Here is an 11221-nt window from a genome sequence, read left to right as displayed (position 1 = left end):
TTCGATACAGGCCCTAGTCCGGCAGTTCCCGCGGCACGCCGCCGGCGGTCTGGCTAGTTCGGGCTGGGCACGTGCCCGAACTCGGTCAACGGCACCGGAACGGCCTTCAACGCGCTCAGGATCCCGGTCTCCCGGTGCAGCATCCGTCGCACCAGCCGCAACCGCCGAGCCGGCGACCTCTCCTCCAGCAACCGCTGCCGGTCCTCCACGGGCAGCAGGCAGTCGGCGGCCAGCAGGTACGACAGGGTTCCCAGCGAGACGTCGTCCCCCGGCGCCGACCAGTCCTCGCGATGCCAAGCGGCGCCGCAGTACCGCTCATGGGCGGCACGGGCTCCGCGCTCCAGGATCGGCACGACCTCCTGGGCCGCCTCGGGTACGGGAGCGTCGTCCAGGTAGTCGACGTGGGCCAGCAGGTACGGCGCCGTCGTCGTGTCGACGTCCAGCAGCCGGAACCGCCGCACCCCGCGCGTCACGATGTCGAAGCGGCCCTCGGGCAGCGGCCGGGCGTCCAGCAGGTCGGCCGAGCAGCCGATGTCCTGCAACGAGTGGACGTTGTCGGCGCCGACCTCCCAGCCCTGCTTGATGCACACGACGCCGAACGTCCTGCCGAACAGCGAGCCGGTCATCAGGTCGACGACGAGCTGCCGGTAGCGGGGTTCGAAGATGTGCAACGGCAAAGACGCCCCTGGCAGCAGCACTGTGCCCAGGGGGAACAACGGAAGCGTCTCTGCCACGCGCCCAACGTTACGTGGTGCCACTCCCGGCCGCCGGACGGCCGGATCCGGGCGGCCTCAGGACGGCGAACGGATCGGTCACCTTGATTCCCTTGGCGCTGAAACGGAACAACGCCGCCGGGCGGCCGCCGGACGGGCCGGGGGGAGCGGTACCACCCGTGGGCTCCAGCAACAACCGGCGCGACAGCACGCGCTGGAGGTTCGTCGCGGACACGCGGTAGCCCAGTGCCGCGGAGTAGTGGTCGCGCAGCAGCGAGATCGTGAACTCCGGTGGTGCCAGTGCGAAACCGACGTTCGTGTACGACAGCTTCGAGCCGAGCCTGTGCCGCGCTCGATCCACGATCAAGGCGTGGTCGAACGCCATCGCGGGCAGTTTCTCCACGCAGTGCCACTCGGTGTCCGCCGGCCGCTCGGGATCGACGTCCGAAGGGACCAGCCCGAGGAACGCCGTCGCCACGACGCGGGGACCGGGAACTCGGTCCGGCGCGCTGAACACGGCGAGCTGTTCGACGTGTGACAACTGTCGCACGTCGACTTTTTCGGCCAGCTGGCGGCGGATGGAGGACTCGACGTCCTCGTCCACCCGCAGCTCCCCACCCGGCAACGACCAGCGGTGAGCGTGCGGTTCCCGAGCGCGCTCCCACAGCATGACCTGGAGTGACGCACCTCTCACCCGCAACACAGCGGCCAGAACTTCGTGCCCCACACCTGCCACCCGGCTGATACTATCGGCCACGTTTTCGACCAGTAGGCGAAAACCCCGGATCGAGGAGGCAGTGATGGTCGCTACCGCAACCGTGGAGCGAACCGCGTCGGGTGTGTACGGCGGAGTCGAGCCGAACGCCGCGTGGCGAGACGAGGTGCTGCGTCTCGCGAAGGAGCGCGACGCCGTCATCCTGGCGCACAACTACCAGCTGCCCGAGATCCAGGACATCGCCCACCACACCGGCGACTCCCTCGCGCTGAGCCGGATCGCCGCGCAGTCCGACGCGCAGACCATCATCTTCTGCGGCGTGCACTTCATGGCCGAGACCGCGAAGATCCTCGCCCCGCAGAAGACCGTGCTGATCCCGGACGAGCGCGCGGGCTGCTCCCTCGCCGACTCGATCACGGGCGCGCAGCTGCGCGAGTGGAAGGCCGAGCACCCCGGCGCGGTCGTCGTGTCGTACGTGAACACCACGGCCGAGGTGAAGGCCGAGACGGACATCTGCTGCACGTCCTCGAACGCCGTCGACGTGGTCAGGTCCATCCCGGCGGACCGCGAGGTGCTGTTCTGCCCGGACCAGTTCCTGGGCGCGCACGTCAAGCGCGAGACCGGTCGCGAGAACATGCACATCTGGGCGGGCGAGTGCCACGTCCACGCGGGCATCAACGGCCCCGAGCTGGCCGAGCGCGCCGCCGCGAACCCCGAGGCGGACCTCTTCATCCACCCGGAGTGCGGCTGCGCGACGAGCGCGCTGTACCTGAGCGGCGAGGGCATCGTCCCGGCGGAGAAGGTCAAGATCCTCTCGACCGGCGACATGATCACCGCGGCCCGCTCGACCAAGGCGACCAAGGTGCTCGTGGCGACTGAGATCGGCATGCTGCACCAGCTGCGCAAGGCCGCTCCGGAGATCGACTTCCGCGCCGTGAACGACCGAGCGTCCTGCACCTACATGAAGATGATCACGCCGGCCGCGCTGCTGCGCTGCGTGCGTGACGGCCTGGACGAGGTGCACGTCGACCTGGAGACCGCCGAGCGCGCCCAGGGTGCCGTGCAGCGCATGATCGAGATCGGCAAGCCCGGCGGCGGTGAGTGATGGCCGCGCGCTGGGAGGCGCGAGCCGACCTGATCGTGGTCGGCACGGGCGTGGCGGGTCTGACCGCCGCGCTGCGGGCTCGTGAGCTGGGACTGCGCGTCCTGGTCGTCACGAAGGCCGCGGGGGACGACGGCAACACCCGCTGGGCCCAGGGTGGCGTCGCCGTCGTCATGGAGGACCAGCACGACGCCGGCGACTCGGTCGCACGGCACATCGACGACACCCTGACGGCGGGCGCGGGCCTCTGCGAGGACGCGGCCGTCGCGGCGATCATCACCGACGGCCCCGCGGCCGTCGCCCGGCTGCGCGAGCGCGGTGCCGTGTTCGACGCGAAGCCGGACGGCCTGCTCGAACGCACCCGCGAAGGCGGCCACAGCGCGTTCCGCGTCGTGCACGCCGGTGGCGACGCGACCGGCGCCGAGGTCGAGCGAGCCCTGCTCAAGGCCACTGTGGACGGACGGGTTCCCCTGCTGGAGAACCACGTCGCGGTCGACGCGGTGAAGACGCCGCTCGGTGCCGTGGCCGGGCTCCTGGTCCTGGACGGCAACGGCGTGCCCGGTGTGCTCACCGCGCCCGCCGTGCTGCTGGCGACCGGTGGCCTCGGCCAGATGTACCAGGCGACCTCGAACCCCGCGGTGGCAACGGGTGACGGCCTGGCGCTGGCGCTCAGGGCCGGCGCGCTGGCCGCGGACGTCGAGTTCATCCAGTTCCACCCGACCGTCCTCTACACGGGTCGCGGCGCCCGTGGCCGGTGCCCGCTCGTCACGGAGGCCGTGCGCGGCGAAGGTGCCGTGCTGATCGACGCGACCGGTGCCCGCGTGATGAAGGGCGTGCACCCGCTCGAGGACCTGGCGCCGCGCGACGTCGTGGCGGCCGCGATCACCCGGCACATGGCGGCGGGGCCCGGCGGCGTCGACGACCACGTCTTCCTGGACGCGACGGCGCTGCACGACATGGCGACCCGCTTCCCGACCGTGTACTCGGCCTGCACCTCGGTGGGCATCGACCCGGCCGTGGATCCGATCCCGGTCGCCCCGGCGGCACACTTCGCCTGCGGTGGAGTGGTCTCCACCGTCGACGGCCGCACCGGCGTGACGGGCCTCTACGCGGTCGGCGAGGTCGCCCGCACTGGTCTGCACGGCGCGAACCGCCTGGCCTCCAACAGCTTGCTCGAAGGCCTGGTCTGCGGCACGCGTGCCGCGGAGACCGTCGCCGCCGACCTCGCCATCGGCCTGATCGCGCCCGCGCGGTCGGTCGAGCCGTCGCTGCCCACCGCACCCGTCGCGGACCGCGACCTGTTGCAGCGCGTGATGTCCCGCTACGCCGCGATCGGCCGCGACGCCGAAGGCCTGGCCGTCGTCGGCTCGGTGCTCGACGTGTCCACCGTGGACAAGCAGCTGGAGTCGCGCGAACTGGTCGAGGACGCGGCGCTGACCACGGCCGCCCGCGCCCTGATCGCGGCGGCGCAGCAACGCACCGAGTCGCGCGGCTGCCACGTGCGCACGGACTTCACCGAGCGTTCCGACGTGTGGCGGCGCAGCCAGCTCGTCCGGCTCACCCCGACCGGTCAGCCCGTGCTGGCCGATCCTGTTCTCGCAAAGGGTGTCGCATGACCATCGACTGGGACGACGCGAACCGGGTCATCCAGCTCGCGTTGGAAGAGGACCTCCGCTACGGGCTCGACGCCACGACGCTCGCGACCGTGCCGGAGAAGGCCGTCGCCACCGCCGAGATCACCCCTCGCGCGGCGGGCGTGCTGTGCGGCGTTTCCGTCGCCCGCACGGCTTTCCAGCGCTACCTGCCCGAGGTCGAGGTGCTCTCCGAGGCCTCCGACGGCGACAAGGCCGTTCCCGGCGAGCCGGCGCTGGTGCTGACCGGCTCGACCCGCGGCCTGCTCACCGTCGAGCGCACGGCGCTGAACCTGATCTGCCACCTGTCGGGCATCGCCACGCAGACCGCCCGCTGGGTGAGCGCGGTCGAGGGCACCGGCGCGGCCGTCCGCGACTCGCGCAAGACGTTGCCGGGCCTGCGTTTGCTGCAGAAGTACGCGGTGCGGGCCGGCGGCGGCGTGAACCACCGCATGGGCCTCGGCGACGCGATCCTCATCAAGGACAACCACGTCGCCGCGGCGGGGTCGGTCGGCGCCGCGATCCGCGCGGCCCGTGCGCACGCGCCCGACCTGCTGATGGAGGTCGAGGTCGACAGCCTCGACCAGCTCGACGAGGCGCTGGCCGAAGGCGCGGAACTGGTGCTGCTGGACAACTTCACGCCCGAGCAGTGCGCTCAGGCCGTGCGGCGGCGTCCGGACGGCGTGAAGCTGGAGGCGTCCGGCGGGCTCACGCTCGACGTGGCCCGCCAGTACGCCGAGACCGGCGTGGACTACCTGGCGGTCGGTGGCCTCACGCACTCCAGTCCGTCACTCGACCTCGGCCTGGACCTCCGCTAGCGGCCGGTACCGCTCGACGCTCACGTGCTGGACGCCGGGGAAGTTCTGCACTCGGCGCCAGTCGGCGGTCGGCGAGCCGACTCCGCCGCCGCGGCCCGACAGCGCGTCGGCGTGGTCCTGCGCGCTGACCCACTCCGCGTAGTTGATCACGCGCCTGCCGTCCTCCCGGATGTGGAAGGCGGCGGAGATGCCGCCGGGGTGGGGGTTCGGCTCACTGGCGAGTGCCACGAACACCGAGTCGACCCACGCCCGCGCGGTCGCCTCGCTGTCGGTGTCGACGGTGACGAGCACGACGCAGCCGGGCTCCCGGCGGTCCCGCGGGTCGCCGGAGCGGTAGAGCGTGAAGCCGTCGAGGTCCTTGCGGTCGCGGACGAAACCGGGCAGTTCGGGAAGTGTCATGTCCCCGATCCTGTGGTCTCGACCTAACTGGAGGTCAAGCGCCGGTTCGCCAGCACCGGCAGCACTTCGCGAGCCTGTGCCACCACGTCGGGGTCCAGGTCCACGATCGTGTCCGAGGGCTGGTCCGACAGCTGCACGACGACGTTCCCGAACGGGTCGGCGACGGTCGAGTACCCGATCCCGGTGGGCGCCGAAGACCCGAGATCACCGGGATAGGCCTGCCCACAGGCGACGACGAACGACGTGCAGTCCAACGCGCGCGCCCGCACCAGCAGCTCCCACTGCTCCTTCTTGCCCGGCCCGGCGCCCCACGAGGCCCCGACCAGCACGGCGGACGCACCCTTGTCGGCCAGCGCGCGGAAGAGCTCGGGAAAGCGGATGTCGTAGCAGGTGGCGACGCCCAGCGTGACGCCGTCGACCTCGAACGTCACCACGTCGGACCCCGGCGCGACCGTGCGCGACTCCTGGAACCCGAACGCGTCGAACAGGTGGATCTTGTCGTAGCCGACGTGGACGTCGGGCCCGGTCACCAGGAGCGTGTTCGTCACGCGGTCACCGGAAGGCGTGAACATGCCCGCCACCACCACGACGTCGTGCTGCACGGCGATCTCGTGCACCGCGGACGCCCACGGGCCGTCCAACGGCTCCGCGACAGGCCCGAGAGGCACGCCGAAGCGGCACATCGTCGCCTCGGGCAGGAGCACGACCCGTGCGCCCTCGGCCCTGCGCACCGCGTCGCGGACGAGCTCCAGGTTGGAGCGGGGATCGGTGGTCGAGCTGATCTGACTCACGGCGACGCGCATGAGGATCACTGTAGGGTCCCGGACGTGCGTTCCCCACTGCTCCTAGTCGTGTTGCTGGCCGTCGCGGGCTGCACCGAGACCCCTGCACCCCGCCCGGACGGTGGGCAGAACGGCACGTCGATCGTGCTGGCGGACCGCGACGAGCCCACGACGCTGAACCCGCTGCTCGGCTACGGCGCGCAGGGTGTGTCGAAGATCTACGACGGGCTGGTCGAGCACCGCCAGGACGGGTCGCTGACCCCGCGGCTCGCGGCCGATCTGCCCCAGCCGTCGGCCGACGGCCTGAGCTGGACGGTGAAGCTGCGCGGCGACGTGAAGTTCACCGACGGCAGCACGTTCGGCGCCGAGGACGTCGTCGCCACCTACACCGCCGCGCTGCAGAACCCGGTCAAGGACAGGTTCAGCACGCTCAAGGGCGTCGAGCAGGTCGACCCGTCGACGGTCCGCTTCACCCTCACGCAGACGCAGGCGGCCTTCCCGCACCTGCTCGTGCTCGGCGTCCTGCCCAGCGAGCAGGCGAACCCGGACGGTCAGCCCGTCGGCACCGGCCCGTACAAGGTCACCGAGTGGAAGAAGGGCGACCGGCTGCTGCTGGAGTCCAACGAGGGCTACTTCGACGGCGCGCCCAAGGTCAAGAAGGCGACGATCGTCTTCGTCACCGACGACAACCAGCGTGCCGGCCGCATGCAGGCCGGCGAGTTCGACGGCACGGTGCTGCCGCCCAAGATCGCCACGCAGTTCGCCGCCAGGTCGGGCCTGCAGGTGAACTACCACCGCAGCGCCGACTACCGCGCCGTGCGGCTGCCCGCGGCCCACCCGGTCACCGGCAACGCCTCCGTCCGGCTGGCGCTGAACTTCGCCGCCAACCGCCAGGGCATGATCGACAGCCTGCTCGAGGGCAAGGGCACCCTCGCGTACACGCCGGTGCCGGACGCGCTGGCCGAGGTGTTCGACCCGACCGCGAAGTTCCGCTTCGACAAGTCCGAGGCGACGCGGCTGCTCGACGTCGGCGGCTGGGTGCCCGGCGCGGACGGCATCCGGGTCCGCGAGGGCGTCGCCGCCCGTTTCACGCTGATGTACCCGCTGGGCGACGACCTGCGCGCGGACCTGGCCACCGCGTTCGCGGCCGACGCCAAGGCCGTGGGCGTCGACGTGCAGCTCGCCGGTCTGTCGTGGGAGGCGATCCGCCCGCGCATGGCCCAGGACGCGCTGCTCTACGGCGAGGGCTCGCCGTTCGACCCGGACCTGATGCTCTACGACCTGCGCGGCCAGGGCAGTCCCGCCGCCGACGCCGCGCTCGAGAACGGCCGCAGGCTGATCGACCCTGCGCAGCGCGCGGTGGCGTACAAGCTCTTCCAGCAGGCGTTCGTCGCCGCGCCGTCGATGGCGGTGCTGGTCTTCCCCGAGCACGCGTACGTGATGCGCGACTCGTGGAACGGCTACCAGCCGGTGGTCGACCCGAACTCCTACGGCGCGCTGGCCTGGGGCCCGTGGTGGAACCTGGAGAAGTGGGAGCCTAAGTAGTCCGGGCGTTGATCTCGCGGACGGCCTTCTCCGGCTCGTCCGCCCAGAACTCGACGCGCTCGACCCGCTGCACACCCGTCTTGCCGAGGTCGACGAGCTGCGGCTCGTGGAACGGCACGGACACGTTCGTCCTGGTCAGCGACTGGATGACGAGCGCGTCACCGATCACCTCGACGCTGCGCTGCCCCTTGTGGGTGCGTTCGGCGATCTGGGCGGGACCGAGGTCCGCGGTCGGGATGCGCCAGTCGAAGAACCCCAGCTGCCGCAGCCGCAGCTCGTCGTCGGAGACGGTGTGCGGCTGCTTGGTCAGCACGTAGAGAGCGCCCACGCACACGACCGTGTTCAGCACGCCCAGGACGATCAGCGTGATGAGCAGCCACGGGACGTCCAAGGCGAACGCGACCAGCGCGACCCCGACCACCGTGATGATCAGGAACCGCACGTACCGCGGCTTCATGCGCTTGCCGTAGGGGATCTCCACCATGCGCGAGAGCCTATTTTCGCAGCGCGCGAACCATGCCGCCGGGGTCGTCGGTCCAGAACTCGACCTCCGTCACGTCGTGCGCGCCGCGCCGGCCCAGGTCGACCGCCTGCGGTTCGCTCAGCCGCAGCGAGACGTTGGTGGAGCCGGAGATCTCCAGCACGAGCGTTCCGTCCACAACGGACCGCGTACGGTGCAGCGTCCGGCTCGTCGTGCCCTGCGTCACGTTCTCGATGACCGCCAACGGGATCCGGTACTCGAACTCACGCGCGTACCGCAGCCACAGGTACTCGTCGTCCACCGAGTGCTTGAACTTGGAGAGCATCCAGATCTGCCACCCCAGCAGCAGCGCGCCCACCACGCCGAACACGAGCAGCACGGCCCGCAGCCAGAACCACGGCACGATCAGCTCCACGAGCAGGACCTCCAGCGGTGTCACCACGATGAACACCCACAGGAACGGCTTCACCTGTGCGCTGTAACCGAAGGTCCGATCCCCCATGACCTCGATGGTGGCACAGTGGAGCGGGTGAGCGACCTGATCTTCCTGGACAGCGCCGGTTCCTCGATCCCGCCCGCCGAGGTGGTGGACGAGGTGATCGGGCACCTGCGCCGGGAGACCGAGATCGGTGGCTACCGGGCCGCCGCGGAACGGCGTGACGACGTCGAGGCGGGGTACGGCGTGCTGGCCGAGTTCTTCGGCTGCGCACCGTCCGAGGTCGCGTTCACCGACAGCGCGACCCGGTCGTGGCTCACGGCTTTCGACGCCGTCCCGCTGGAGAAGGGCGACCGCGTCCTCGTCACCGAGGTCGAGTACGGCGGCAACGCGGTGCCGATGCTGCGCCGCGCCGAGGAGACCGGCGCGACGGTCGAGGTCATGCCGTCCGACTCGCACGGCCAGCTGGACGTCGGCGCTCTCGACCTGGACGAACGGGTCAAGCTGATCTCGCTCGTGCACGTGCCCACGAACGGCGGCCTGGTCAACCCGGTCAGCGAGGTCACGGCGAGGGCTCACGAGGTCGGCGCGCTCGTGCTGCTCGACGCCTGCCAGTCGACCGGCCAGATCGACCTGCGCGGCCTCGACTACGACATGCTCGTCTGCACCGGCCGCAAGTGGCTGCGCGGGCCGCGGGGGACTGGTGCGCTGGTGGTGCGCGACGAGGTGCGCCGCAGGCTGAAGCCGCGGCTGATGGACCACAGCGCCGCGGAGTGGGTCGCGCCCGACCGTTACGAGCCGCGAGACGACGCGCGGGTGTTCGAGCTGTGGGAGTACAGCGTCGCGGACCGGCTGGGCCTCATCGCCGCCGTGAGGTACGCGCTGGCCAAGGGCCTGGACGTGATCGAGGCCGAGGTCCAGGAGCGCGCCGAGCGTTTGCGCGAAGGCCTGGGCGCCATGGACGGCATCACCGTCCACGACCTCGGTGAACGGCGGTCCGGCATCGTCACGTTCACGAGCGACCGGGTGCCGGCGACGGAACTCAAAGACCGGCTGTGGCGGGAGAACGTCGCCGTGACGGTCTCCCACAAGGGCTCGACGCTGATCGACATGACCCGGCGGGGCCTGGACGAAGTAGTGCGGGCCTCCCCGCACTACTTCGTCACGCCACAGGAGATCGATCAGGCGCTGGAGAGGATCAGCAGGTCTGGTTGATGACCCGCTTCACGCAGTCCGAGTAGCTCATGAACAGGTCGACGGCGCGGTCGTTGCGCGACGTCTGCGCCGCGATGACCGTGTCGCGCGGGTAGAAGCCGTTGAGGCCGCCGCTGCTCGGGTACATCTCGAAGGTGTAGGCCCAGATCTTGTGCTGTCCCCACATCCAGTCGTCGCTGCTGCCGTCGGTGATGTACAGGTCGCTCGCCTGTTCCGGCGTGTAGCCGTTGGTGGCGGCCATCTGCCGGCCGAGCGTCTGGAACGCGCGCGCCTCGTCCGCGTTGAGACCGGTGTCGGTGTCGTTGCGGGTGTAGCCGTACGGCCACAGCACGAGCTCCGAGAACGAGTGGAAGTCGATGAACGTCTTGATCTGCTGGGTGCCGCCGACCACGCGCGAGTTCACGAAGTCGCGGATGCGGGTGGTCTCCGGTGCGGAGAACGCCGACGGGCCCCGGTAGGTGTCCGACGTGCTGCTGCCGCTGGAACCGCCGCAGCAGCCCCACTTGTAGCCCCAGTTGCGGTTGAGGTCGGTGCCGTTGCCCTGGCGGTTCTTGCGCCAGCCGCGGAACGAACCGGTCTCGATGTCGTACTCGGCACCGTCCGGGTTCATCATCGGGACGATCCAGACCTCGCGGCTGTCGACGAGGTTCTTGATCGCCGAGTTGGCGTAGTTGTCGGTGTAGCGCTTGATGATCTGCAGGCACTGCTCGACGGTCAGGTGCTCGCGGGCGTGCTGGCCGCAGACGAGCAGCACCTCCGGCTCGCTCTCGTCCGAGGTCACGTTGTCGCTGACCTTGAGCGCCCAGATGTCCCGGTTCTGGTAGCTCTTGCCGATGCTGCGCAGGCTCGCGAGGCTCGGGTGGTCGCGGACCGTCTGCTGCAGCTCCGCGGTCGTCTCCGCGAAGTTGTGGTAGCCGGTGTAGCCGGCCGGGAAGTCCTGCGTGCCGATCTGACCGGGCGCGGGGTCGGAGAACTGGACCTTGCCGAGCTTCTTGAGCTCCTGCTCGAAGTCGCCCAGGTACTTGATCGGAAGTCCCGTCGCCTGCAGGGCGCGGTACTGGGACTTGTCCGCCACGACCGAGACCGTGGTGAGCTTCGTCGCGCCGAGCACGTCGACGCCGATCTGGGCGACCTGGGTGCGTTCGGCGGACGTGTTGGCGGTGACCTCCAGCAGATAACGGCCGGAGTCGGCGGTACTGGGTGTCGCCATGCCCGCGACCAGCACGGGCAGACAGATGGCGAGCACTGCGGCGATCTTGCCGCGGCTCTTGCTGAACATCTTTCCTCCATCATCAGCAGGGGTTTGCGACGGAGTGGTGCTCGACCGAGCGTGGCCGTGCTGTCACGGGGTGAGGTAGCGCCGATAGCGGGCTGACCGTTGACA

Annotated in this window: 12 protein-coding genes; 5 read left to right on the top strand and 7 right to left on the bottom strand. The window is 70.4% G+C overall.

All coding sequences use genetic code 11. The features are described from left to right. Nucleotides 1–53: 53 nt before the first annotated feature. Both DFR72_RS21255 and DFR72_RS21250 read right to left on the bottom strand, forming a co-directional pair. A complete protein-coding gene (locus tag DFR72_RS21255) occupies nt 54–734 on the bottom strand; it encodes an LON peptidase substrate-binding domain-containing protein (RefSeq protein ID WP_090067532.1) in 681 nt (226 codons plus the stop codon). Nucleotides 735–744: 10 nt separating this feature from the next. After that, entirely contained in the window at nt 745–1440 is a 696-nt protein-coding gene (locus DFR72_RS21250) for an NUDIX hydrolase (RefSeq protein WP_256239428.1), read from the bottom strand. Nucleotides 1441–1513: 73 nt separating this feature from the next. Here DFR72_RS21250 and nadA point away from each other — a divergent pair, with 73 nt between their 5' ends. The 3 genes from nadA to nadC are packed head-to-tail and all read left to right on the top strand — an operon-like array spanning nt 1514 to nt 4979. After that, complete coding sequence (nadA, locus tag DFR72_RS21245) at nt 1514–2533, top strand: quinolinate synthase NadA (protein WP_090067533.1); 1020 nt, start codon at nt 1514–1516, stop codon at nt 2531–2533. Then, entirely contained in the window at nt 2533–4146 is a 1614-nt protein-coding gene (locus DFR72_RS21240) for an L-aspartate oxidase (protein ID WP_090067534.1), read from the top strand. The genes nadA and DFR72_RS21240 overlap by 1 nt, the downstream gene beginning before the upstream one ends. Then, nucleotides 4143–4979 carry a carboxylating nicotinate-nucleotide diphosphorylase gene (gene nadC, locus DFR72_RS21235; protein ID WP_090067535.1) on the top strand — a complete coding sequence of 279 codons (837 nt, stop codon included), beginning with the start codon at nt 4143–4145 and terminating at the stop codon, nt 4977–4979. The genes DFR72_RS21240 and nadC overlap by 4 nt, the downstream gene beginning before the upstream one ends. On the opposite strand, the gene DFR72_RS21230 is transcribed toward nadC, so the two are convergent. Together DFR72_RS21230 and DFR72_RS21225 are read right to left on the bottom strand one after the other, a co-directional pair. Further along, entirely contained in the window at nt 4950–5378 is a 429-nt protein-coding gene (locus DFR72_RS21230) for an antibiotic biosynthesis monooxygenase (protein ID WP_090067536.1), read from the bottom strand. The two genes, nadC and DFR72_RS21230, sit on opposite strands and share 30 nt — an antisense overlap. 23 nt (nt 5379–5401) lie before the next feature. Next, on the bottom strand, nt 5402–6181 hold the full coding sequence (locus DFR72_RS21225; RefSeq protein ID WP_090067977.1) for a carbon-nitrogen hydrolase family protein: 780 nt from the start codon (nt 6179–6181) through the stop codon (nt 5402–5404). A gap of 24 nt (nt 6182–6205) precedes the next feature. Between DFR72_RS21225 and DFR72_RS21220 the strand changes: the two genes are divergently transcribed. After that, on the top strand, nt 6206–7705 hold the full coding sequence (locus DFR72_RS21220) for an ABC transporter substrate-binding protein (protein ID WP_090067537.1): 1500 nt from the start codon (nt 6206–6208) through the stop codon (nt 7703–7705). Here DFR72_RS21220 and DFR72_RS21215 read toward each other — a convergent pair. Further along, nucleotides 7698–8189: a hypothetical protein gene (locus DFR72_RS21215; protein WP_090067538.1), complete on the bottom strand. Its 492-nt coding sequence runs from the start codon at nt 8187–8189 to the stop codon at nt 7698–7700. The two genes, DFR72_RS21220 and DFR72_RS21215, sit on opposite strands and share 8 nt — an antisense overlap. Nucleotides 8190–8199: 10 nt before the next feature. Next, a complete protein-coding gene (locus DFR72_RS47025) occupies nt 8200–8688 on the bottom strand; it encodes a hypothetical protein (RefSeq protein ID WP_245983256.1) in 489 nt (162 codons plus the stop codon). Nucleotides 8689–8715: 27 nt separating this feature from the next. On the opposite strand from DFR72_RS47025, the gene DFR72_RS21210 reads away from it, so the two are divergent. Further along, the gene (locus tag DFR72_RS21210; RefSeq protein ID WP_245983253.1) at nt 8716–9837 is read left to right on the top strand and encodes an aminotransferase class V-fold PLP-dependent enzyme; all 1122 of its coding nucleotides are present in this window, start codon (nt 8716–8718) and stop codon (nt 9835–9837) included. Here the strand turns inward: DFR72_RS21210 and DFR72_RS21205 are convergent. Continuing rightward, nucleotides 9821–11116 (bottom strand): M14 family metallopeptidase, encoded by a 1296-nt coding sequence (locus DFR72_RS21205; protein WP_090067540.1) that lies wholly within the window; start codon nt 11114–11116, stop codon nt 9821–9823. The two genes, DFR72_RS21210 and DFR72_RS21205, sit on opposite strands and share 17 nt — an antisense overlap. Nucleotides 11117–11221 lie beyond the last annotated feature (105 nt).

Origin of the sequence: Lentzea flaviverrucosa (assembly GCF_003350445.1) — a bacterium.
Classification (GTDB): domain Bacteria; phylum Actinomycetota; class Actinomycetes; order Mycobacteriales; family Pseudonocardiaceae; genus Lentzea; species Lentzea californiensis.
This window is presented reverse-complemented; position numbering and strand designations above follow the sequence as displayed.